Origin of the sequence: Nocardia sp. NPDC051981 (assembly GCF_040680715.1) — a bacterium.
GTDB lineage: Bacteria > Actinomycetota > Actinomycetes > Mycobacteriales > Mycobacteriaceae > Nocardia.
This window is the reverse complement of sequence record NZ_JBFAXK010000006.1, coordinates 14,802-37,932: the sequence shown is the minus strand read 5'-3', so window position 1 is coordinate 37,932 and position 23,131 is coordinate 14,802. Positions and strand designations below refer to the sequence as shown.

The following is a 23,131-nucleotide window of genomic DNA, read 5'->3' as shown; positions in this document are numbered from 1 at the left end:
AATCGTGCCATTTCCTCCCTGCTCCCCCGGCGGCAAGCTGGAGGCATGAGCGAAAAGGAGATCACCATCCCCACCACCATGAAGGCCATCGGCCAGGACATCCTCGGCGGTCCCGAGGTCCTGCACGAGGTGGAACTGCCGGTGCCGCAGCCCGGTCCGAGCGAGATCCTGGTGCGGGTACGCGCCACCGCCCTGAACCCGACCGACTGGGGTCACCGCCGCCGCGCGGGCCTGTTCCTGCCCCCGCCCCCGTTCGTGCTGGGCTGGGACGTCTCCGGCGAGGTGGTGGCGACCGGGATCGGCGTCACCCTGTTCAAGCCCGGCGACGAGGTGTTCGGCATGCTCCCCTACCCGCACGGGCACGGCGCGGCCGCCGAATACGTCACCGGACCGGCCCGGGCCTTCGCCCGCAAGCCCGCCAATCTCGACCACGCACAGTCCGCCGCCATCCCGCTGGCCGCCCTGACCGCCTACCAGGCGCTGGTCGACACCGCGAATGTGCAGGCCGGGCAGCGGGTGCTGATCCACGCCGCCGCCGGCGGTGTGGGGCACTTCGCGGTTCAGATCGCCAAGGCGCGCGGCGCGTACGTGATCGGCACCGCCAGCGCCGCCAACCACGACTTCCTGCGCGGCATCGGCGTCGACGAGGTGATCGACTACCGCACCACCGATTTCGCGGAGACGGTCCGCGATATCGATATGGTCCTCGACCCCATCGATGCCGACCACGCCCAGCGCTCCCTGCGCACGCTGCGGCCCGGCGGCATTCTGGTTTCCCTGCGCGCCAATGGCGGTGACCACTACAAGGCCGATGCCGAGCAGCTCGGCGTGCATGCCGAAATCCTGCTCGTCGAGGCCGATCACACCGGGATGCAGGCGCTGCGCGAGCTCGCCGAATCCGGCGCGCTGCGCCCCACCATCGCGGGGTCCTTCCCGCTCGCCGACGCGGCCAAGGCCCATGCTCTCGGCGAGACCGGCCGTACCGTCGGAAAGCTGGTCCTCACCGTCGAGTGACGTAGCGATGGAACCGCGCCGCCCGCCGGCGAGCGGCAAGCGGCGCGGTTCTGTTCGCGGAAGTTCGCACCCGTGAACGGTTTACGGCTCGAACAGATCCAGCTGGGGCTCGTGACGCCGCACTTCGATCGATCCGAAGACCAGGTCCGGCGGCGGGACCAAGCCGAGGTGCTCCCACGCCGCCGCCGTCGCGATGCGGCCGCGGGGCGTGCGGGCCACCAATCCGGCCCGTACCAGGAAGGGTTCACACACCTCCTCGACCGTGGCCGCTTCCTCGCCGACCGCGACCGCGAGGGTCGAGACCCCGACCGGGCCACCGTTGAAGCTGCGGATCAGCGCGCTCAGCACCGCGCGGTCGAGGCGGTCCAGCCCCAGTGCGTCCACGTCGTACACCGCCAGTGCGGCACAGGCGATTTCACGCGTGACGAGTCCGTCGGCCTTGACCTCGGCATAATCACGGACGCGCCGGAGCAGCCGGTTCGCAATGCGGGGCGTGCCACGGGAGCGGCCCGCGATCTCGGCCGCCGCGTCGGACTCCAGGCGCACGCCCAGGATTCGGGCCGAGCGTTCCAGAATCTTCTGCAGCTCTTCGGGTTCGTAGAAGTCCATGTGGCCCGTGAAGCCGAAGCGGTCGCGCAGCGGGCCGGTCAGGGCACCTGATCGAGTGGTCGCGCCGACCAGTGTGAAAGGCGCGATATCGAGTGGAATCGATGTCGCGCCAGGGCCTTTGCCGACCACCACGTCGACGCGGAAGTCCTCCATGGCCAGGTACAGCATTTCCTCGGCCGGCCGCGCCATGCGGTGGATCTCGTCGATGAACAGCACATCGCCCTCGACCAGATTGCTGAGCATGGCGGCCAGGTCGCCCGCGCGTTCGAGCGCCGGGCCGGAGGTAAGCCGCAGCGCGGTGCCCAGTTCGCCGGCGATGATCATGGCCATACTCGTCTTGCCCAGCCCCGGCGGGCCGGACAGCAGCACGTGGTCGGGGGTGCCGCCGCGCAGTTTCGCCCCGCGCAGCACCAGCGCCAGCTGTTCGCGCACCCGCGGCTGGCCGATGAAGTCGTCGAGGGACTTCGGGCGCAGGCTGGCCTCGATCTCGCCGTCGGATTGCAGATAGCTTGCGCTGACGGCGGATTCGGTGTCGTCGACATCGTCGAACTCGTCGGTCATGACGGCCTATCGATTCTTGCCGAGCAGCCCGAGCGCCGTGCGCAGCGCCTGCGAGGTGCCGATGCCGGGGTCGTCGGCCAGCACGGCGTCCACCGCGCCCTCCGCCTGCCGAGCCGGGAAGCCCAGCCCGATGAGCGCGTCCACCACCTGCTCGCGCACCGGGGTGGCCACGGGCGCGGGCCCGGATCCGGGCGGGCCGGACTGCACCGGAACCAGATTCACCTTGTCCCGCAGCTCGACCACCATGCGTTCGGCGCCGCGCTTGCCGACACCCGGGACCCGCGTCAGCGCCGCCACATTCGATTCCGCGAGCGCCTTGCGCAGCGCCTCGGGTTCGAGCACCGCCAGCACGGCCATGGCCAGCTTCGGGCCCACACCCGACACGGTCTGCAACAGCACGAACAGCTCCCGCGCCTCGGTGTCGGCGAAGCCGAACAGCGTCATGGAGTCCTCACGCACGATCATGGTCGTGTAGAGCCGGGCGTCCTCGCCGCGGGTGAGCCCGGCCAGGGTGGCCGGGGTGGCATTGAGCCGATAGCCGACCCCCGCCGCCTCGATGACCACATGGTCGAGCCCGATCTCGAGTACCTCGCCGCGTACCGACGCGATCACCGCGTTACCGCCTTCCGTTGCTGGGCAAGCCTTTCCTCGTACATGCGCCGTTGCCGCTCGGCCATCGCCTCCGCCTTGGCCATGCGTTCCAGCATGGGTGCGCGCCAGCAGTGGCAGATCGCCAGGGCGAGCGCGTCGGCGGCGTCGGCGGGCTTGGGCGCGACGGCCAGCCCGAGGATACGGGTCACCATGGCGGTCACTTGCGCCTTGTCCGCCGAACCATTGCCGGTGACCGCCGCCTTCACCTGAGACGGCGTGTGGAAGTGCACCGGGATCTGCCGCCGGGCGGCCGCGAGCGCGATGACGCCGCCGGCCTGCGCGGTGGCCATGGCGGTGCGCACATTGTGCTGGGAGAAGACGCGTTCGATGGCCACGGCCTCGGGCTCATGGGTGTCCATCCAGGCCTCGGCGGCGTCGGCGACCAGCAGAAGCCGTTGCGCCAGCTCCATTTCCGGCGGGGTGCGCACCACGTCGACGGCGAGCATGGAGACCTGCCGGCCCATCCTGCCGACGATCATGCTGAGGCCGCACCGGGTGAGCCCGGGGTCGACGCCCATCACTCGCACCGAAACCCCTCTCACCATGAACGAACAACTGTTCGAGAGTCTAACGGACCCTCGCGGCGACATTGTCCATCGACACGGCCGGTCGCGGTGCGGGCTCGGGTGATCCGGCCGGGATCAGGAGCCGCTGGGCGCGGGCGCGCCGGGGCGACGGCGGCCGCTGTTGTCGACCACGGCACTCAGGTAGTCGATGCCCGTCAGGTAACTGGGCTCGAATCTGTCGGGGTTCTTCTCCATCGGAGCCGGCTTCCAGGTGCCGTCGGGGTTCCTCGACGGCGTGCCGAGGCTGTATCCGCCGGGCACCCAGCGGCCGGTGCACCCGACCTGCGTCGGTTCGGTGGTGTGGCTGTTCACCCAGACCGACGTCTGGTACCCGCCTCCGAATCCCGAGCAGTGCACCCGCACCTGGATGCGATAGATGTCGTCGGTGTCGTTGCGGCAGCTGCGATCACTGCACGAAACCCCCTCGGCCAGATCCGTCGCGAATGCCGCCGGGGCCAGGGCACCGGCCGCGGCGGTGATCAGGGCCGCGGCGCCCAGACCGACCAGCAACCGTTGAGCCATGTGTGAATCAACTCCTATCGACTGTGACCCGACCCGGGATTCAGCTTGCCGCACAGGAGGTTTCACGCCTATCGGGGTAAACCCGGAATTCGCCCGCTCACCCACCCTGATTCGCGGCGAGTGCCGCGGCGAAGATTCCGAACGCCTCATCGCCGAAGAGGACGAACCGCACCTCCCGCACCCGGGTCTCGGCGCCGCGCACGGTCTCCACGGCAATGCGGGCGCCGTCGTCCATGGGCCAGCCGTACACGCCGGTGGAGATAGCCGGGAACGCCACGGTATCCGCGCCGAGTTCGTCTGCCACGCACAGGGATTCGCGGTAGCAGGAGGCCAGCAGTGCGGAGCGGTCCTCGGTCGCCGACCACACGGGGCCGACGGTGTGAATCACCCAGCGGGCGGGGAGGTTTCCGGCGGTGGTCGCGACCGCCTGCCCGGTCTTCAGGCCGCCGCCGTACCGGGAGGCCCGCAGTGCGCGGCAGGCGGCGAGTATCTCCGGTCCGCCCTTGCGGTGGATCGCCCCGTCCACTCCCCCGCCGCCCAGCAGGGAGGAATTCGCGGCGTTCACAATGACATCGACCTGCTGTTCGGTGATATCGCCTCGTACGGCGCGCAATTCGGGCACGCCGCGATTCTCGCACCCGGCACCCGTGGAGCCCGGGAAATACGACGCGGGCCGCCTCCCGGTTCGGGAAGCGGCCCGCGTCGTTCGGAGCTCGATCAGGCGTCGAGCTCGGCCAGCACCTCGTCGGAGACGTCGATGTTGGTGAAGACGTTCTGCACGTCGTCGCAGTCCTCGAGGGCGTCGACCAGCTTGAACACCTTGCGGGCCAGGTCGGCGTCGGCGGGGACGGAGACCGAGGGCTGGAAGCCGGACTCGGCCGAGGTGTAGTCGATGCCGGCCTCCTGCAGCGCGGTGCGGACCGCGACCAGGTCGGTCGGCTCGGAGATGATCTCGAACTCGTCGCCCAGGTCGTTGACCTCCTCGGCGCCCGCGTCCAGCACGGCCATGAGGACGTCGTCCTCGGTCTGGCCGGCCTTGTCCAGCGTCACCACGCCCTTGCGGGAGAACAGGTACGACACCGAGCCCGGGTCGGCCATATTGCCGCCGTTGCGGGTGACCGCGACGCGGACCTCGCCCGCCGCACGGTTGCGGTTGTCGGTGAGGCATTCGATCAGCACGGCGACACCGCTGGGGCCGTAGCCCTCGTACATGATGGTCTGCCAGTCGGCACCACCGGCTTCTTCGCCGCCACCGCGCTTACGGGCCCGCTCGATGTTGTCCTGCGGCACCGAGTTCTTCTTGGCCTTCTGGATGGCGTCGTAGAGCGTCGGGTTGCCATCCGGGTCACCACCACCGGTGCGCGCCGCGACCTCGATGTTCTTGATCAGCTTGGCGAACAGCTTGCCGCGCTTGGCGTCGAGGGCAGCCTTCTTGTGCTTGGTGGTGGCCCATTTTGAATGGCCGCTCATTCCCTACTTCCTCGCTTCGGGGGTCTGTGTGTTTCCGACATTCGAGAGTACGTCAGACTCCGGCGCGCGGTCGCACCACGGTGTCCACGAACAGCTTGTGCACCCGCAGATCGCCGGTCACCTCCGGATGGAAGGAGGTGGCCATGACATTGCCCTGCCGGACCGCGACGATGCGCCCGGCCGCCGGGCCCGCGGGCACCCGCGCGAGCACCTCGACGCCGTCCCCGGCCCGCTCGACCCAGGGGGCGCGGATGAACACCGCGCGGACCGGGCCGTCGTCGAGGCCCGCGAAGTCCAGATCGGCCTCGAAGGAGTCGACCTGACGTCCGAAGGCATTGCGGCGCACCGTCATATCGATGCCGTGCAGCGGCTGCATGTCCGGGCGGGTGTCGAGGACCTCGGAGGCGAGCAGGATCATGCCGGCGCAGGAGCCGTAGGCGGGCAGGCCGTCACGGAGTCGCTGCCTGACCGGTTCCAGCAGGTCGAAGACCTCGAGCAGCTTGCTGATGGTGGTGGATTCGCCACCGGGCAGCACCAGACCGTCGACGGCGGCCAGCTCGGATTCGCGGCGCACGGGCACCACATCCGCCCCGCACGCCTCGAGAGCATGCAGGTGTTCACGCACATCGCCCTGCAGCGCCAGCACACCAATCCTCGGTTTCACGCCGTCGAGCATACGGTTGCGGGGGTGTGTGGCCCTGCTCACCTACGGTGTCAGGGTTCCGTTAGGGCGGGTGTCCAACAGGCGTTTCGGGTGAACACTGCGGCATGTGACTGATTTGCTACCGCAAACCTCGCCCGGGCCGCGCGGCGGAGTCGACGCACCGCCGCCCCGGCACGGGCTGACCGTAGCGACCGGGCTGGCCGGGCTCTCGCTGGACGCCATGGCCTCGGTGGCCTACGGGCCGGAGGCGATCGTGCTGGTGCTGGCCGCCGCCGGAACGGCCGGGCTCGGCTTCACGCTGCCGGTGACCCTGGCGATCGTGGTGCTGCTGGCCGTGCTCATCGCGTCCTACCGGCAGGTCATCGCCGCCTTCCCGAACGGCGGCGGCGCGTACGCGGTGGCCAAGGCCCGGCTGGGCCGGCGGACGAGTCTGGTGGCCGCGGCCTCGCTGATCGTGGACTACGTGCTGAATGTCGCGGTGTCGATCGCCGCGGGCGTGGCAGCATTGACCTCCGCGTTCCCCCAGCTGTTCCCCTACACGGTGTGGATCTGCCTGGCCGTGCTGGCCGGGATCACCGTGCTCAATCTGTACGGCATCCGCGAGAGCGCCCGCGCCTTCATGGCCCCGACCGTGGTGTTCGTGCTCGGCGTCTTCGTGGTGATCGTCGCGGGCCTGCTGCGGTCGGAACCGGCCACGGTCGCCACCGGCGCGGCGGTCGCGGAGAACGCACGCACCATCGGAATCCTGTTGCTGCTCAAGGCCTTCTCCAGCGGCTGCGCGGCCTTGACCGGGGTGGAGGCCATCGCCAACGCGGTGCCCAGTTTCGCCCAGCCCAAGGTCAAGCGGGCACAGCGGGCCGAGGTGGCGCTGGGTGTGCTGCTGGGCCTCATGCTCCTCGGGCTGGCCACGCTGATCGGCAAGTTCTCGATCCACCCGATCGAGGGCACCACGATCCTGTCGCAGCTGACCGAGTCGGCACTGGGCCACGGAATCGCCTACTACATCGTGCAATTCGCGACCGTGATCCTGCTGGCGCTGGCGGCCAACACCTCCTACGGCGGCCTGCCCACGCTGACCAAGATTCTCGCCGACGACAATTCGCTGCCGCACCGGTTCGCGGTGAGCTCGCAACGGCAGGTGTACCGGTTCGGTGTGCTGGCGCTGGGCGTGTCCTCGGCGGTGCTGCTGGCCGCGTCCCGCGGCGATATGAACGCGCTGGTGCCGCTGTTCGCGATCGGCGTGTTCGTGGGCTTCACCATCGCCCAGGTCGGCATGGTCCGGCACTGGCTGGACGTGCGCACGCAGGGCTGGCAGTGGCGGGCGGCGCTGAACGGCTTCGGCGCGGTGCTCACCTGCGTGGCGCTGATCGTCACCACCGCAATGAAATTCACCGAGGGCGCGTGGCTGATCGTGGTGGTGCTGCCGCTGCTGGTGGTGGCCATGGAGCGGATCCGCACGATCTACACCCGCATCGACGGCTGCCGCGGCGTGGGCTGTGTGCCCGCCGAGCCGAAGGCCACCGAGACCGCGATCGTGGTGCCGGTGTCGGAGGTGTCGGAGCTGAGCCGGGAGGCGCTCTCGGCGGCCATGTCGCTGGGCCGCGACGTCACCGCGGTGCACGTGTGCCTGCCGGGCGAGAACATCACCGTCTTCACCAAGGAGTGGGAGGCCTGGCATCCGGATGTGCGCCTGGTGCTGCTCGAGGACGGTGATTCGACGGTCGGCGGCCCGGTGGCGCGCTATGTCGCCGACCATTTCACCGGCCGCCGCAAGGTGGTGGTGATCGCCGAGATCGAGCCGCCCGCCGGGTGGAACCACGTGCTGCCCAGCCATCGCAGCGACGAGCTGGAGCGGGTGCTGCGCAAGATGAACGACACGGTGGTGTGTCACCTGCGGGTGCAGACCGCCTGATCTCCGAAAACCCGAGCGCGCCGCCGGAATTCACCGGCGGCGCGCTCGATTTGTTGGTGGCTCGAACGGTTTCGGGTGCGGCTCAGGCCGTACCGGCCGGGTACGACTCGGCCTGCTCGTCACGGAAGGTACGGATCAGCCCCTCCTGCACGACCACCGCCACCAGTTCCCCGGCCTGGTTCCAGATCCGCCCGCCGGTCAGCGCGCGGCCCGCACCCGCCGAGGGCGACTGCTGGTCGTAGAGCAGCCAGTCGTCGGCGCGGAACGGGCGCAGGAACCACATGGCGTGGTCGAGCGAGGCGTTCTGGGTGGGCTCGTCGGGGTGGATGACCTTGGACGAGCCGAGCAGGGTCATATCGCTCATGTACGCCAGGGTGCAGACGTGGAACAGCGGATCGTCGGGCAGCGCGTGCCGGTAGCGGAACCACACCTGCTGCTGGGCGGCGAGGCCGTCCCGGCGATCCACCTCCCCCTGCGGGATGGTGCGAATGTCCCAGTGCTCCCATTCGCGCATGGCCCACAGCCGTTCCGGGCTCATGGACTCCTTGGCGTCGGGCAATTCGGCCGGCGGCGGCACCGACGGCATCCGGTCCTGATGCTCGGGTCCCGCGTCGCCGACGTGGAAGGAGGCCGACATGGTGAAGATGGCCTCGCCGTTCTGCACGCCGGTGACGCGGCGAGTGCAGAAGGAGCGGCCATCGCGGATGCGGTCCACCAGGTAGACGGTGGGTCGCTCCGGATTGCCCGGCCGCAGGAAATACCCGTGCAGTGAATGCACCTGATAGTGCGGATCCACCGTGCGTACCGCCGCCACCAGCGCCTGCCCCGCCACCTGCCCGCCGAATGTGCGTGGCAGCTGCGTCTTGGTGGACGCGCCACGGAAGATGTCGCGTTCGAGTTGCTCTATTTCGAGCGCCTCTTCGATCGTCGCCATGCACCCGTCCCTTCGCGTTTGTCGCGCTCAGGCTAACAACCGTGCAAATCTATCAATGTCTACACGATCGTTTCTGTTACGATAGTTTCATGAGCTGGAAGCGCCGGACCCTCATCGCCGTGAGTTGCGTTGCCGCACTGGCGCTGTCGGCGGGCGGATGGGTGATCGTCCAGCACGACTTCGACATTCGCGCGGAGCGGGTCACCATCACCGGGGGCGCTCAACCGCTGCAGGGCACGCTGGCGCTGCCGGAACACGGGGACGGACCGTTCGGGCTGGTGGTTTTCGTGCACGGCGACGGCCCGGCCACCGCCGACCGCGACGAGTTCTACCGGCCGATCTGGGAGAGCTTCGCGCACGCCGGGTACGCGTCACTGGCGTGGGACAAGCCCGGTGTCGACGGCGCGCCGGGCAACTGGCTGGACCAGAGCATGCCGGACCGGGCCGCCGAGACCGAGGCCGCGATCGCGTGGGCACGCGGGCGCCCGGACATCGACGCGGGCCGCATCGGCCTGTGGGGCATCAGCCAGGCCGGGTGGGTCCTGCCCGAGGTGGCGGTCCGGCATCCGGAGCTGCGGTTCATGATCGCGGTCGGCACGGCCGTCAACTGGATCCGGCAGGGCGAGTACAACCTGCGCGCCGAACTACGCGAGCGGCACGCCTCCGACGACGAGATCGCCGCCGAGCTGCGGCGGCGCGAGAACGATCTGTCACTGCTGCGCGCGGGCGCGAGCTATGACCGTTACCTCGCGGCCACCGCGGATTCCCCGCCCATGTCGGCGGACCGCTGGCGGTTCGTGGGCAAGAACTTCCGCTCCGATGCCACCGAAGCCCTTGCGCAACTGCGGGTTCCGACGCTGCTGCTGCTCGGCGAGCGCGACCTCAATGTCGATGTCGCCGAAACGGCGCGCGTGTACCGGGAATCGATACCCGCGCGCCTGCTCACCGTCCGGACCTTCCCGGACGCCTCGCACAACATCGTGAAGTTCGATCTCGACAAGCCCGACAGCCTGCGGTCCTTCCTGGTCGCGCTGTTCGCGCCCCGATCCCTCTATGCCCCGGGCTATCTCGACGCATTGCGCGAATACGCCGCCCAGCCACCGAACCACTGATGCCGCACAGGAGTACGCCATGAAGGTCCTTGCCCTCGGCGCGGCGGGCGCGATGGGCGCCGCCGCCGTCGACACCGCCGCCCGGCTGCTGGGCGTCGAGCGGATCGTGATCGCCGATCGGGACGGGCAGGCCGCCGCGGCGGTGGCCCGGCGCTTCGCCGGCGCCCGGGTACCGGTGTCCGCGCGCCCGCTCGATGTCACCGACGCGCCCGCACTGCGCGACGCACTCGCGCAGGTCGATCTGGTGCTCAACACCGTCGGCCCCTACTACCGATTCGGCCGCACCGTGCTGAGCGCCGCGATCGACACCGGCACGCACTATCTCGATATCTGCGACGACTGGGAGCCGACGGTCGACATGCTCGGTCTCGATGACCGGGCGCGAGCGGCCGGGGTGTGCGCGATCGTGGGAATGGGCGCCAGCCCCGGGATCAGCAATCTGCTGGCGGCGCTGGCGGCGGCCGAGCTCGACACCGTCCTGGACGCGTATACCGCCTGGCCGGTGGATGTTCCGGGCGCGGGCGGCGGTGCGGAGTCGCTGCTCGCCGACGAGCAGCCGACAGCGGCGGCCGTCCACTGGATGCAGCAGAGCAGCGGCAGCATCTCGGCGGTGACGGCGGGCCGGGTGGTCGCGCAGCGCCCCCTGCGCCCGGTCCAGCTCGCCCTGCCCGGCGGGCGGCGCGGCACCGCCTACACCATCGGTCACCCCGAGCCGATCACCTTGCAGCGCAGCCTGAAACCGGTCGGCGACGCGGCCAACCTGATGGTGGTGACGCCGTCGACGCTGGCCTATCTGGAGATGCTGCGCCGCGATATCGACGCGGGCCGGCTCACCAATGAGGCGGCCGCGCAGGAGCTGGCGCGGCCGACGCTGGCGCGGATCGCCCGCTCGGTGCCGACGGCCCTGCGGACCCGGGGGCCGGGGAATCTGCCGCCGTTCTTCGCCGCGCTGTCGGGCCGGCGAGCCGGGCGCGAACATCGGGTGCTGGCACACCTGGACCCGTCGGTGGCCGGTGGCATCGATAAGCTGTTCGGCGATATGGCGCGGGCGACCGGGATGCCCTTGGCGCTGGGCATGTCCCAGGTCATCGACGGCTGCGCCCGCCGACCGGGGGTGCATCCGCCGGAGGCGGTCATCGACGCGCCGCGGTTCTTCGCGGATCTGGGCCGCGAAGTCGGTGGCGGCTCACCGGTCGTCATCGAGCGGGAACCGGTCGGGTAGCACTGTGCATCGTGGAGTGAGGAGGACGCCGTGGACGATCTGATTCCGGCCACCGAGATTCCGACCCGGACGCTCGTGGAGAGCATGATCCGGGAGGACGCCACGATCGACGCCGGTGAGCTCTACGATGTCGCGGCCGTGCTCGGCATGAGCGATCAGCAGGTGCGGCTGTGCATCAAAAGGCTGGTGGCCGAGGGTCGATTCACGCACGAGGGGCGCGGGCGCAAGGCGGTGCTGCGCGCCACCGAGGACACCCGCGGGACCATCGAACCCGATCTGGAGTATTTGCGCTTCGCCTATGCCCAGGATCGCGGGGAGGTGCAGTGGGACGGTGTCTGGCATCTGGTGGCGTTCGCGGTGCCGGAGGCGAATCGGCAGGCGCGTGACGCCATGCGCGAGGACATCGTGTACCGCGGCGGCGCGCCGATCCAGGGCGGGCTGTATGTGTCGCCGCACGCGTGGGAGGACAGAATCCGTTCCCTGGCAAGGAAACTCGGCATCGAAGGGCAGCTCACCACGCTGTCGACCGGCGAGCTCTCGGTCGGGGGGATCACCACGGGTGTCGAGCTCGCGGCGCGACTGTGGCCGTTGGACCGGCTGGCCGCCGGGCACGAGCGGCTGCTCGCGGCCGCCGAGCGCACCCTGCCGGCACTGCGCACCGCGGATCCGACCCGACGGCTCTCGCTGGCAATCACTTTGGCGAGCGAGTTCGATCGTGCGATCGTGTCCGATCCGCTGCTGCCGCCGGAACTGCTTCCCGCACACTGGATCGGGGTGACCGCGCGCGCTGCCGTCGCGGAGTGCTGGGCGGAGCTGAATGCCGCTCCCCTGCCGCCGATTCGGCTGTTCCGCTGGTACGCGGAGGCGGTCGCCGAGATCACCGCCCCTACCGGCGCCCGGGATTAGACCGACAGCACATCATCCCCCGGCCCGGCCGTGACAGTGACCCGGAACCCGGAAAATACTTACGGTTTGCTTACGCCCAGCAGTGGCAGCATGTGCTGATCGGGCTCACGCCCGATGAGGGACATCGCTGAAACGGGGGGTGCCAGTGTTGGCAATAGCCGAGGTCGATCAGGCCTTGGCCCGGCTCGATGCCGACCATGGTGAAATCGCCGCGAATCTCGCGGAGCTGCAAGACGATCCGGCCGTCCGGTTTCTGGGCGTAATGTCCTACCGCCGCGCCTACGAGCTACTTCATTCCGCCCCTTGCGATCTCGCCGCCGCCACCCGCGCGGTGAGTGAGTATCAGCGGGCTATCACCGAGAAGACGGCATGACCATGACCAACTGCCTGCGGCCGGATTGCGGCGGCACGATTCAGGACGGCTTCTGCGACGAATGTGGGCTGGCGCCCGCCGCACCGGCACAGCACGTTTCGACACCGGTCCTCGCGGCCGGCTTCGCCGGGGCCGCGCCGACGCCCAATGGGCATCCGGCTTCCCGGACCGGGGTGGGCTCGTCCCGCTCGGGCCGGCAGAGCCGTCGCGGCTCCAGCCGCTCCTCCTCCCGCTCGACCCGCACCGCGCGGTCCAGCCGGGGCCGCCTGGGCGCGGGCCTGGTGTCGATTCCGCAGGTGCCCTACCGGGATCCGTCCACGGCGGTCATGACCGATCCGCAGGTGCCCGAGCACGAACGCTTCTGCAGCAACTGCAATCAGCGGGTGGGCCGCGGCCGCGAGGGGGTGCCGGGCCGCACCGAGGGCTTCTGCCGCCAGTGCGGCACCGCCTATTCCTTCACCCCGAAGCTGACGGCCGGTGATCTGGTGGCCGGGCAGTACGAGGTGCTGGGCTGTCTGGCCCACGGCGGCCTGGGCTGGATCTATCTGGCCCGTGACCGCAATGTCAGCGACCGCTGGGTGGTGCTCAAGGGCCTGCTCGACACCGGTGACGCCGACGCCCTGGCGGCGGCGGTGGCCGAGCGGCAGTTCCTGGCCTCGGTGGAGCATCCGAACATCGTCAAGATCTTCAACTTCGTGCGGCATCCCGACCCCCGCACGCAGGAGCCGGTCGGCTACATCGTCATGGAGTACATCGGCGGGGCGTCGCTGAAAGAGCTACGCTCCCAGCATGATCCGGCCGGACGGCTGCAGCCGCTGCCGCTGGCCCGGGGGCTGGCCTACATTCTCGAGATCCTGCCCGCGCTCGGCTACCTGCACGGCATGAATCTGCTGTACTGCGATTTCAAGCCCGACAATATGATTCAGACCGAGGAGCAGCTCAAGCTCATCGACCTCGGCGCGGTCCGGCACATGGACGACGAGGACAGTGCCGGGTTCAAGACCGACGGCTACTGTGCGCCGGAGCTGGAAACCGAAGGCGCGTCGGTGGAGTCGGATCTGTTCACCGTGGCGCGGACACTGGCGGTGCTGACCTTCAACTTCGACTATCAGCGCGCCTACCGGTACACCCTGCCGCCCGCGACGGAGGTGCCGCTGCTGGCGCAGTTCCCGTCGTTCCGGCGCCTGCTCGAGCGCGCCACCGCCGCCGATCCCAACGAGCGGTTCGGGTCCGCCTCGGAGATGGCCGAGCAGGTCACCGGCGTGCTGCGCGAAGTGGTGGCCGCCGAGGACGGGCAGCCGCGACCGGCACTGTCGACCGTGTTCAGCGGCGAGCGTGCGGCTTTCGGCGCCGACCCGCAACAGTGGCCCACAACACCGGACCCGCTGGCCATCGTGGCGGCACTGCCGGTGCCCATGGTCGATCCGTCCGATCCCGCGGCGGGCTTCCTGGCCACCACCTCGATCGGTGATCCCCGGCAGCTGGTGACCGCGCTGGAGGCCGCACCGGTGTCCTCGCCGGAGGTGGCCCTGGCACTGGTCCGCGCCCGCATCGAGTGCGGCGACTTCGACACGGCCACAGCCGAACTCGCCGCACTCGAGGAGTCGGAGGACGCCGACTGGCGGATCACCTGGTATCGCGGGGCGACCGCCCTGGCCCGCCGCGACTGCACCTCCGCGCGCGAGCATTTCGACACCGTCTACGGCATGCTGCCCGGTGAGGCGGCGGCCAAGCTGGCGCTCGCGGCGGCCCGGGAGTGCGCGAGTGAGTTCGACGCCGCGTCCCGGCTGTACCTGCAGGTGTGGCGGACCGACCACGGATACCCCAGTGCCGCCTTCGGTCTGGCCCGCACCCGGCTGCAGGAGCGCGATATCGACGGCGCCATCGCCGCCGCGGAATCGGTGCCCGCCGGCTCCAGCCACCACACCGCCGCCCAGCTCGCCGCGTTCGGCGCGCAACTCGCGGGCGGGTCGGGCCGGCACGGGTATCTCGTCGCCGCCGGCGATCGCCTCAGCGGCCTGCCGCTGGATCCGGAGCACAGGGCGTGGCGGAGCATTGCCGTCCTCGACGCCGCGCGAACCCTGGCGGCCGCACAGCCGGTCGAACCGGGCGCGACCGTGCTGGGCTGCCGATTCGCCGATCGCGAGCTGCGGACCGCGCTGGAATCCCAGTTCCGGACGCTGGCGCGACTGGCCCCCGACACATCGACGCGGCGGGATCTGGTCAACCGCGCCAATGCCATTCGCCCCGTCAGCTGGGTGTGAGCCATGACGACGACACTCGAGGAGACGACCGACGTGTGCCCGGCATGTGGAGCGCGATGCGCCGACGGCGACCGATTCTGCGAGGACTGCGGCGCCTCGCTGACCGGTGAGATCACGCCGGCGGCCGTGCCCGACCGGTGGCAGCTCGACCTCGGCACGCTCGCCGCGGTCAGCGATCGCGGGAAACGGCACGCGCACAACGAGGATGCGATGGCGCTGCGCGTCCTCGACGGCACCCGGATCCTGGTGGTGTGCGACGGGGTGTCCAGCTCCGAGCACGCCGCCGACGCCGCCCAGCGGGCCGCCGCCACCGCCGCGGACCGGCTGGCGACCGAGCTCGGCGCGGGTCTCGGCGCGGAGGCAGCGACCCTGCTGGCCATCGGCGCGGCGGCCGAAGCCGTTGCGGCCCTGGGTGATCGGGGCGAGCTGACACCGTCCTGCACCATCGTGACCGCGGCGGTCACGGCGACCGCGGTCACCGTCGGGTCCATCGGCGACAGCCGCGCCTACTGGCTCACCGCCGACCCCGCGGCCACCCCGCCGCGCCGGTTGAGCATCGACGATTCGGTGGCGGCCGGGCTGGTGGACCTGGGCGTGGACGAGGTGACCGCCATGTCCATGCCCGACGCGCACACCCTCACCGCCTGGCTCGGGGCCGACGCGGACGGCGTCGAACCCCATCTGCGCACCTTCGTCCCGGACGGGCCGGGCGCGGTGCTGCTGTGCAGCGACGGACTGTGGAACTACCACCCCGACGCCGCCGCGCTCACCGCGCTCGCCCTGCCGTCCGCCCTGACCGACCCCCGCGCGGCGGCCCACCAGCTGGCCGATCTGGCGCTGGCCGCCGGCGGCGGCGACAACATCACCGTCGCCGTCGCACCGTTTCCCGCCCTCTCGAGGAATGACCGATCATGAACGACCCCTTGGGTTTCCGCATCGACACCTTCCAGAACGAGTACCTGCCCGCCGGTGCGACGCGGGTCGACGCGGTCGTCACCGTGACCGCGACCGGCGGCGGCGCGATACCGGCCGGCAGCGGGGCGGCCGAGGTGATCATCGTCGACTGCTCGGGCAGCATGGACCACGCCTACGGCAAACTGGCCGCCGCCAAGAACGCCACCGCCGCCGCCATCTCGGCGGTGCGCGACGGCGTGGACTTCGCCGTGGTGGCGGGCACCGACCAGGCGCGCATGGTGTACCCGGTCACGCCGTCGCTGATCACCGCCTCCCCCGGCAACAAGGCCGATGCCATTGCGGCCGTGCAGAACCTGCGCGCCGGGGGCGGCACCGCGATCGGCACCTGGCTGGGGCTGGCGCGGCAGCTGTTCGGGGACCGCGGCGGGCTGCGCCACGCCATCCTGCTCACCGACGGCCGTGACGAGCACGAGACGCCGCAGCAGCTCGACGCCGAAATCCAGGCCAGCACCGGCGTGTACGTGTGCGACTGCCGCGGCGTCGGCACCGACTGGGAGATCGCGGAACTGCGCAAGATCTCGAGCGCGCTGCTCGGCACCGTCGACATCGTCGCCGACCCCCGGGATCTGGTGGCCGACTTCCAGGCCATGACCACTGCCGCCATGGGCAAGTCGGTCGCCGATGTCGCGCTGCGGCTGTGGACCCCGCGCGGGGCTACCGTGAAATTCGTCAAGCAGGTCGCGCCGGAGCTGCTCGACCTGACCGGGCGGCGCACCGAAACCGGCACGCAGACCGGCGAATACCCGACCGGGTCCTGGGGTGGCGCGGAGAGCCGCGACTACCACATCTGCGTCGAGGTCGCGCCCGGCGGACTCGGCGATGTCATGCTCGCCGGGCGGGTCGCGCTGGTGCGCGGCAGCGGGGATCAGGCCGAGGTGCTGGGGCAGGGGCTGATCAAGGCCGTGTGGACCGACGACGTCGCCCAGTCCAGCAAGATCAGCCCGGAGGTGGCCCACTACACCGGGCAGGCCGAACTCGCCGGGGTCATCCAGGAGGGCCTCGCCGCACGCCGCGACGGCGACCTCGACACGGCCACCAGGAGACTCGGGCGCGCGGTACAGATCGCCGCGGCGTCCGGCAATGCGGACACCGCCGAACTTCTGGAGGGCGTGGTCGACGTGCTCGACGCGCGGACCGGGACCGTGCGGCTGAAGTCCGCGGTGCGCAAGGCCGACGAGATGACCTTGGACACGCGGTCGACCAAGACCTCCCGCGTGCACAAGCGGTGAGGAGGACGACCGTGCTGACCTGTCCGGCCGGACACGATTCGGCGGCCAGCGACTACTGCGATGTGTGCGGGCTGCTCATGGAGGCGGGCGAGAAGCCCTCGCCCGCACCGGAAACCACGGGGGTGCCGTGCCCGGTGTGCGGCGAGCCGCAGACGGGACGGTTCTGCGAGGGGTGCAGTTACGACTTCGTGGCAGGCGGGCCCGGGGTGACCAGGGCCGCGCCCGCTGCCACGGTGGTCGTGCCGGCACCGACCGTGATCGCGCCCGCACCGGCGATGGTAGCGCCGCCGCCCGACTCCACGGCTTCCATAAATGCCTGGACGGCAACGGTTTTCGCGGACCGCGAGTACTTCGACACCATGCGCAGCGAGGACGACGACGTCGAATTCCCCGTGTACTGCCCCGAACGCGTCTTCGCGCTGCGGGGCGCGCAGGTCCGGGTGGGCCGCTACAGCGCCTCCAAGAGCATCGATCCCGAGATCGATCTCACCGGTCCCCCACAGGATCCGGGCGTCTCGCACCTGCACGTGCTGTTCGTCGCCCAGCCCGGAAACGGCTGGGCCGTCATCGATCTCGGCTCCACCAACGGCACCCGCGTGAACGCGGCCGCCGATCCCATTCCGCGTGGACAGGCGGTGCCGGTGCGATCCGGCGACCGTATCCACCTGGGCGCGTGGACCACTCTCACCCTGAAGCAGGACACCCCGTCATGACGACGATGCTCACCCCTCCCCGGACTCCGCGGCCCGAGACCGGTCGGGTCGGGGTACTCACGCAGGTGCGCGGGCTGCTCCCGGGCCGCACGGACACCCCGGGCTGGATCCGGCTGCTGGCCGTGGCCGCGGTGCTGCTCACCGCGGTGACCGCGCTGGTCATAGCCGCCGACGCGCGGTCGACCCGGCACGGCATCGAGGTGATCGGCCGGCATACCGCGCCGACCGTGACCGCCACCGAGGACCTGTACTTCGCACTGGCCGATATGGACGCCCAACTGGCGAATGTGCTGCTCGCCGGCAACGATTCGACGCTGGCCACGGTGCGCGAGAACGCGCTCGCCGGCTACGAGCAACGCCGGGTGCAGGCCGACACCGATCTGCAGCAGGCCATGACCATCGCCACCAATGACGATGCGTCCCGGCAGATCCGGGAGCTGCTCGACAAGTTCGGACAGTACGAGGCACTGGCCGCGGACACCTTCCAGCTCGGCGATCTCGACCGCGGCGCCGCGGGACAGCCCTCGGCGCGCACCCTGGAGGCCTACCGGGCGGCGACGGGCATGGTGCCGGATCTGCTGTCGCGTGCCCAGAAGCTGGCCGACACCAACAGCGGTGTGCTGAGCCAGGCCTACCAGGACAGCGAGCACACCACGGTCGCGGCTCGCGTACGCATCGCCGTGCTGGGCCTGCTGCTGCTCGTCGTGCTGGCGGGATTGCAGGTCGTGCTGCGGGTGATGCTGCACCGGCGGGTCAACCCGGCGCTGGCCGCGACCACCGTGCTGATGCTGGGGGTGCTGACCGGCGGCTATCTCGCGAATGCCTCGGCGGCACACCAGCTCACCGTCGCCAAGCAGGACGCCTTCGACTCGCTGCTGGCGCTGCGGCAGGCGCGGGCGCTGAGCTACGACGCCAATGCCGACGAGAGCCGGTACCTGCTCGACCCCGCACACGCGGCGACATACCAGCAGAGCTACTTCGAGAAAGCGCAGCGACTGGCCGGCGTCCAGGCGCGCGGCGTCGACGACTACGCGGTCGCGCTCGACCAGGCGATCGGCGCACACAGCGGCGATCTCGCACAGGCCATCAGCGCCGACTCCTTCCTCGGCGAGGAACTGCGCAACATCACCTTCTCCGGCGAGCGCCAGGCCGCCGAGCAGAGCCTGCTCACCTATCAGGCCTACCAGCACGACGATCACGCGCTGCGCGGACTGGCGGGCTCGGACCTGCGGGCGGCCATCGCCCTCGACACCGGCGCGTCCAACGACCACTTCGCCGCCTACGACACGGCCCTGGTGTCGACCATCGACATCAACCAGCGCGCCTTCGACACCGCGATCACCCGGGGCGAGAACGATTTGTCGGGCTGGAGCACCTGGCTCCCGTACGGCGCGGCCGTGGTCGTCGCGGTGCTGGTGCTGCTCGGTGTCCGCCCGCGCCTGGCCGAGTACCGCTGACCGGAGGTGACCGGGCACGAGACCTCGGCAAAGATGGTCTCGTGCCCGATTTCACCGCCATCAGCCCCGACGCCCTGCACGCACTCATCGCCGAGCGGGCCATGACGCTGGCGGGGTATGCGGTGATCGCGGTCGATGGCGCGGATGCCGCGGATCCGCTCACCGTCGCGAACGGGGTCGCCGAACTCCTGCGCACCCGGGGCCGTCCCGCCGCGGTGGTGTCGCTGCACGATTTCGTCCGGCCCGCCTCCGTGCGCCTGGAATACGATCGCGACAGCGAATTCACCTACCGCACAGCGTGGTTCGACTACGCGGCGCTGAATCGCGAAGTCCTCAAACCGCTCCGGGACACGGGGCGCTACCTGCCCGCGCTCTGGGACGAACGCGCCGATCGCTCCGCCCGCGCTCGTATCCGCACCGCCGATGACACCACCGTGCTGTTCATCGCCGGACCCATGCTGCTCGGGCGCGGCCTGGACTTCGATCTGACTGTCGGCCTGCGCATGTCGGCGGGGGCGCTGCGTCGCCGGACGGACGCCGCGAGCCAGTTCACCGTGGACGGGCTGCTCGAGTTCCAGCGCGCGCACGCCGAGGAACCCGATATCCAGGTCGCCTGGGACCATCCGGATCGGCCGGCGATCCGGGTCGGCTGAACCCGCCCGGCAATCCTGATCGGCCGAGCCACGGCACGGAACTCAGCGCGATCCCGCCCGCTCCGCCAGGGCCCCGAACCGCCGCCCACCGATCCGGTCTGGGCAGCGAGGAATCCTTGCGCCGCATCTTCTTCCGGCGCTTCGGCATCACCCTGTCCGCCTATCGGGCCAAGTTCCGGACCACCCGCCGTGACCGTTCCGGTTGCGTGTCCGCACCATGCATCGCAGCGCCAGCAACGATCCCGTGACGGACATGACAGAGGCCAGGACAGGAGTGAGCCACCCATAGGTGGAGTGGTCGATTACCAGCATGCGGGCTCCTTGCCGGAATGGCTGTTCATGACCGTTCACCGGTGGCCGAGCCGAAGACTAGCGAGGAAATGCCAGGTAGAACTTTGCCGCAGTACCGTCCGAAATAGTTAGCCGAGGTTTGCTGAACGGTATGCACGCAGGTAGCCGCCGGTATGGGCGGGCCTGGAGCGCCGCGTGCCACGTATGCGATCCTTGACACCTAGCACTCACCCGGCAACCCGACAAGGGCCGAAGGCCACTCGTGCACAAGGCAGTTGCGGAACAGTGCACACCGCAACCGCGAAATCACCTGAGATCCTCGGTCTGCCGACTTCGGCAAAAATCTCCAATTCCGCCCGATACCAACGGATTCCCTGACCGATTCACTGACCTATCCCTCCCCGCTTGGGGCGGTTCTCACCGCGCAATCCCGCTGATACGGTTCCGCTCCGGTCCACAGCAATACAAATCAAGGGGATTCATGACGTACCAAGGTGTTCCGGCTCCGGGATATCCGATGCAGCCGCCACCGCCCAAGAAGCGGAAGATCTGGCCGTGGATCGTGGGGGCACTGCTGCTGTTCATCGTGCTGCCGTTCGCAGCCTGCACAGCGGTGTTCGGCAAGGCCGCGAACGACGTCGCCAAGGAGTCCAAGCGCACCGTGGATGTGCGCTACGAGGTGACCGGGTCCGGCGAAGGCACGTACGTCAAGCCGTCGATCACCTACAGCATCGGCGACACGGGATCGGGGACCAGCACCGCGACGCAACTGCCGTGGAGCAAGGATGTCACCCTGACCGGCATTCTCAAGATGGCCACCCTCACCGCGACGGCCGCCGACGATGACAGTGCGACCATCAGCTGCCGCATCGTGCAGGGCGACAAGGTGCTGGTGGAGAACACGGCCACCGGTTCGCTGGCCATGGCCACCTGCACCACGGATCTGAGCAATATCACCGGGAGCAAGTGAACGACGATCGCCGGGTGGTTCGAAGACCACCCGGCGATGTCGAATCAGATTGTCGCGGAGCCGTTTACCGGCCCGAGCCGATTACCAGCCGCGCTCGGCGAGGCGGTGGGGCTGGGGGATCTCCTCGACATTGATGCCGACCATGGCCTCACCCAGGCCGCGCGAGACCTTGGCCAGGACGTCGGGGTCGTCGTGGAAGGTGGTGGCCTTGACGATGGCGGCGGCACGCTCGGCCGGGTTGCCGGACTTGAAGATGCCCGAGCCGACGAAGACGCCCTCGGCGCCGAGCTGCATCATCATGGCGGCGTCGGCGGGGGTGGCGATGCCGCCCGCGGTGAACAGCACGACGGGGAGCTTGCCGGTCTCGGCGACCTCGGCGACCAGCTCGTAGGGGGCCTGCAGTTCCTTGGCGGCGACGTAGAGCTCGTCCTTCGGCAGGGAGGTCAGACGGCGGATCTCGTCGCGGATCTTGCGCATGTGGGTGGTGGCGTTGGAGACGTCGCCAGTGCCGGCCTCACCCTTGGAGCGGATCATGGCCGCGCCCTCGGTGATTCGGCGCAGCGCCTCGCCCAGGTTGGTCGCGCCACACACGAACGGGACGGTGAAGGCGAACTTGTCGATGTGGTTGGCGTAGTCGGCGGGGGTCAGCACCTCGGACTCGTCGATGTAGTCGACACCCAGCGACTGCAGGATCTGCGCCTCGACGAAGTGGCCGATGCGGGCCTTCGCCATGACGGGGATGGAGACGGCGTTGATGATGCCGTCGATCATGTCCGGATCCGACATGCGGGACACGCCACCCTGGGCGCGAATGTCGGCGGGGACCCGCTCCAGCGCCATGACCGCGACGGCGCCGGCATCCTCGGCGATCTTGGCCTGCTCCGGCGTGACGACATCCATGATCACACCGCCCTTCAGCATCTCGGCCATGCCGCGCTTGACGCGGGCGGTACCGATGGTGGGGGTGGTGTCGGGCGTGGTCACGGCAAACTCCTGGGTCATGTGGGCCAATCGGTCGGATCGCTCGGAATCGAACAGGTCGATTCTAGGCGGCGCTTTCAGGCCACTTCATAGCCAGTCCAACACGACTGGACTGCCCGCCCCGCAAAGGATGACGGGCGTCACAGCGCCAGGGTTACCGCGTCGCTACTACAGCGGTCCGACGACGAAAATCGTCGCCCAGTACTCGGCCGCGGCCGGACCCATCAACGGCTCCAGGAAGTCATAGAGCAGGTAAGACACGAAGAATTCCACCTTCCACACACGGTCCGCCGATTCCGTTGCGCGGCAAACCTTCCCAGGGACCCTAGCGGAGATCGCGCTGTAGATCACGGAAGGTCCGGGACACAGCCGGTCAGCCCAGGGTGAAGACGTACCGGCTCGTGGGCACCAGATCCAGATTCAGGTGTGCGCCGAAGCGGACGACGCTCTCCATCATGGCCGTCACGCGCCGCTGCAGTTCCGCGTCGTCCCCGCCGCTGCCATAGAAGGCATGTGCGCTGGTCATGGCCGCCATCGGGAACAGTTCCTCGACGAGGGCGTCGACCTGCTTGCCGTCGGTGATCGCCTCGGTGACGGTGTTCTGGACGTAGCCGAACGTGTCCTGCGTCTCGATAGCCACTGGCGTGTGCAGGACGTGCCACCGATGCAGCCACTCCTCGCGCGTCAGGTCCTCGGGAATCCGCAGAATCGCGATATTCGCCAGCGCGTCGGTCCGCACCCCGTCCTCGACCACCGGCGGCTCGATGGGCCGGCGCTCGTCCACGACCCAGCCGTTCACGTCGTCGGCCACCGTCCGCAGCACATCGGTGACCGCCGCGTGCGCGCCCTCGGTCCACACGCTCACGACGGCGTCGATCGGCGCGTCATAGGTGGTGTGCTTCACCTGCGCGGCCTCGACATCGGCATCCCGCACATTCACCTGATAGGCCGTCACCCCCACCCCGGCCAGCTCTTTGCGCAGCTCCTCGCCCCGCAGCCGCTCCCCCAGCCCCGCGCCCCACAACACATACATCAGCTTCATGCCGTAAGTCCTTGCCACAGATCACCATTGATCGCCCCAC

At 69.7% G+C, this 23,131-nt stretch carries 23 protein-coding genes; 13 read left to right on the top strand and 10 right to left on the bottom strand.

Going from position 1 to position 23,131, the window contains the following annotated elements:
- Window positions 1-45: 45 nt before the first annotated feature.
- The gene (locus tag AB0L60_RS13440; RefSeq protein WP_364612146.1) at window positions 46-1,014 is read left to right on the top strand and encodes an NADP-dependent oxidoreductase; all 969 of its coding nucleotides are present in this window, start codon (window positions 46-48) and stop codon (window positions 1,012-1,014) included.
- 81 nt (window positions 1,015-1,095) lie between these two features.
- On the opposite strand, the gene ruvB is transcribed toward AB0L60_RS13440, so the two are convergent.
- From ruvB to pdxT, 7 genes are all read right to left on the bottom strand, one after another.
- Window positions 1,096-2,184, bottom strand: coding sequence for a Holliday junction branch migration DNA helicase RuvB (gene ruvB, locus AB0L60_RS13435; RefSeq protein WP_364612143.1), 1,089 nt, complete (start codon window positions 2,182-2,184; stop codon window positions 1,096-1,098).
- 6 nt (window positions 2,185-2,190) lie between these two features.
- Complete coding sequence (ruvA, locus tag AB0L60_RS13430; protein ID WP_364612140.1) at window positions 2,191-2,796, bottom strand: Holliday junction branch migration protein RuvA; 606 nt, start codon at window positions 2,794-2,796, stop codon at window positions 2,191-2,193.
- Window positions 2,793-3,362 carry a crossover junction endodeoxyribonuclease RuvC gene (ruvC, locus tag AB0L60_RS13425; RefSeq protein ID WP_364613080.1) on the bottom strand — a complete coding sequence of 190 codons (570 nt, stop codon included), beginning with the start codon at window positions 3,360-3,362 and terminating at the stop codon, window positions 2,793-2,795. The genes ruvA and ruvC overlap by 4 nt, the downstream gene beginning before the upstream one ends.
- A gap of 114 nt (window positions 3,363-3,476) precedes the next feature.
- On the bottom strand, window positions 3,477-3,923 hold the full coding sequence (locus tag AB0L60_RS13420; RefSeq protein WP_364612137.1) for a hypothetical protein: 447 nt from the start codon (window positions 3,921-3,923) through the stop codon (window positions 3,477-3,479).
- Window positions 3,924-4,020: 97 nt separating this feature from the next.
- Window positions 4,021-4,545 carry an O-acetyl-ADP-ribose deacetylase gene (locus AB0L60_RS13415; RefSeq protein WP_364612133.1) on the bottom strand — a complete coding sequence of 175 codons (525 nt, stop codon included), beginning with the start codon at window positions 4,543-4,545 and terminating at the stop codon, window positions 4,021-4,023.
- 95 nt (window positions 4,546-4,640) lie between these two features.
- Entirely contained in the window at window positions 4,641-5,393 is a 753-nt protein-coding gene (locus tag AB0L60_RS13410) for a YebC/PmpR family DNA-binding transcriptional regulator (protein WP_364612130.1), read from the bottom strand.
- A gap of 52 nt (window positions 5,394-5,445) precedes the next feature.
- Window positions 5,446-6,069, bottom strand: a complete 624-nt coding sequence (gene pdxT, locus AB0L60_RS13405) for a pyridoxal 5'-phosphate synthase glutaminase subunit PdxT (RefSeq protein WP_354837552.1) — start codon at window positions 6,067-6,069, stop codon at window positions 5,446-5,448.
- 208 nt (window positions 6,070-6,277) lie between these two features.
- On the opposite strand from pdxT, the gene AB0L60_RS13400 reads away from it, so the two are divergent.
- The gene (locus AB0L60_RS13400) at window positions 6,278-7,969 is read left to right on the top strand and encodes an APC family permease (protein WP_364613076.1); all 1,692 of its coding nucleotides are present in this window, start codon (window positions 6,278-6,280) and stop codon (window positions 7,967-7,969) included.
- 82 nt (window positions 7,970-8,051) lie between these two features.
- Here the strand turns inward: AB0L60_RS13400 and AB0L60_RS13395 are convergent, their stop codons facing one another.
- Window positions 8,052-8,903 carry an acyl-CoA thioesterase II gene (locus AB0L60_RS13395; RefSeq protein WP_364612127.1) on the bottom strand — a complete coding sequence of 284 codons (852 nt, stop codon included), beginning with the start codon at window positions 8,901-8,903 and terminating at the stop codon, window positions 8,052-8,054.
- Window positions 8,904-8,992: 89 nt separating this feature from the next.
- On the opposite strand from AB0L60_RS13395, the gene AB0L60_RS13390 reads away from it, so the two are divergent.
- The 11 genes from AB0L60_RS13390 (at window position 8,993) to AB0L60_RS13340 (ending at window position 21,068) form a co-directional block, all read left to right on the top strand.
- Window positions 8,993-10,015, top strand: a complete 1,023-nt coding sequence (locus AB0L60_RS13390; RefSeq protein WP_364612124.1) for a CocE/NonD family hydrolase — start codon at window positions 8,993-8,995, stop codon at window positions 10,013-10,015.
- Window positions 10,016-10,034: 19 nt separating this feature from the next.
- Window positions 10,035-11,237: a saccharopine dehydrogenase NADP-binding domain-containing protein gene (locus AB0L60_RS13385; protein ID WP_364612121.1), complete on the top strand. Its 1,203-nt coding sequence runs from the start codon at window positions 10,035-10,037 to the stop codon at window positions 11,235-11,237.
- Window positions 11,238-11,321: 84 nt separating this feature from the next.
- Window positions 11,322-12,143: a PaaX family transcriptional regulator C-terminal domain-containing protein gene (locus AB0L60_RS13380; protein WP_364613073.1), complete on the top strand. Its 822-nt coding sequence runs from the start codon at window positions 11,322-11,324 to the stop codon at window positions 12,141-12,143.
- 148 nt (window positions 12,144-12,291) lie between these two features.
- Window positions 12,292-12,516, top strand: coding sequence for a hypothetical protein (locus AB0L60_RS13375; RefSeq protein WP_364612118.1), 225 nt, complete (start codon window positions 12,292-12,294; stop codon window positions 12,514-12,516).
- Window positions 12,513-14,780, top strand: coding sequence for a tetratricopeptide repeat protein (locus AB0L60_RS13370; protein ID WP_364612115.1), 2,268 nt, complete (start codon window positions 12,513-12,515; stop codon window positions 14,778-14,780). Before AB0L60_RS13375 ends, AB0L60_RS13370 begins: the two co-directional genes overlap by 4 nt.
- A gap of 3 nt (window positions 14,781-14,783) precedes the next feature.
- A complete protein-coding gene (locus AB0L60_RS13365) occupies window positions 14,784-15,695 on the top strand; it encodes a protein phosphatase 2C domain-containing protein (protein WP_364612112.1) in 912 nt (303 codons plus the stop codon).
- Window positions 15,692-16,984, top strand: a complete 1,293-nt coding sequence (locus AB0L60_RS13360) for a VWA domain-containing protein (protein WP_364612109.1) — start codon at window positions 15,692-15,694, stop codon at window positions 16,982-16,984. The genes AB0L60_RS13365 and AB0L60_RS13360 overlap by 4 nt, the downstream gene beginning before the upstream one ends.
- A gap of 11 nt (window positions 16,985-16,995) precedes the next feature.
- The gene (locus AB0L60_RS13355) at window positions 16,996-17,697 is read left to right on the top strand and encodes an FHA domain-containing protein (protein WP_364612106.1); all 702 of its coding nucleotides are present in this window, start codon (window positions 16,996-16,998) and stop codon (window positions 17,695-17,697) included.
- Window positions 17,694-19,154 carry a hypothetical protein gene (locus AB0L60_RS13350; protein ID WP_364612103.1) on the top strand — a complete coding sequence of 487 codons (1,461 nt, stop codon included), beginning with the start codon at window positions 17,694-17,696 and terminating at the stop codon, window positions 19,152-19,154. The genes AB0L60_RS13355 and AB0L60_RS13350 overlap by 4 nt, the downstream gene beginning before the upstream one ends.
- A 41-nt stretch (window positions 19,155-19,195) precedes the next feature.
- On the top strand, window positions 19,196-19,807 hold the full coding sequence (locus AB0L60_RS13345; RefSeq protein WP_364612100.1) for a hypothetical protein: 612 nt from the start codon (window positions 19,196-19,198) through the stop codon (window positions 19,805-19,807).
- Between the two features lie 772 nt (window positions 19,808-20,579).
- Window positions 20,580-21,068 (top strand): MmpS family transport accessory protein, encoded by a 489-nt coding sequence (locus AB0L60_RS13340; RefSeq protein WP_364612097.1) that lies wholly within the window; start codon window positions 20,580-20,582, stop codon window positions 21,066-21,068.
- Between the two features lie 81 nt (window positions 21,069-21,149).
- On the opposite strand, the gene pdxS is transcribed toward AB0L60_RS13340, so the two are convergent.
- Both pdxS and AB0L60_RS13330 read right to left on the bottom strand, forming a co-directional pair.
- The gene (pdxS, locus tag AB0L60_RS13335; protein ID WP_354837128.1) at window positions 21,150-22,070 is read right to left on the bottom strand and encodes a pyridoxal 5'-phosphate synthase lyase subunit PdxS; all 921 of its coding nucleotides are present in this window, start codon (window positions 22,068-22,070) and stop codon (window positions 21,150-21,152) included.
- Between the two features lie 352 nt (window positions 22,071-22,422).
- Window positions 22,423-23,091 carry a hypothetical protein gene (locus tag AB0L60_RS13330; protein WP_364612093.1) on the bottom strand — a complete coding sequence of 223 codons (669 nt, stop codon included), beginning with the start codon at window positions 23,089-23,091 and terminating at the stop codon, window positions 22,423-22,425.
- Window positions 23,092-23,131: the final 40 nt, after the last annotated feature.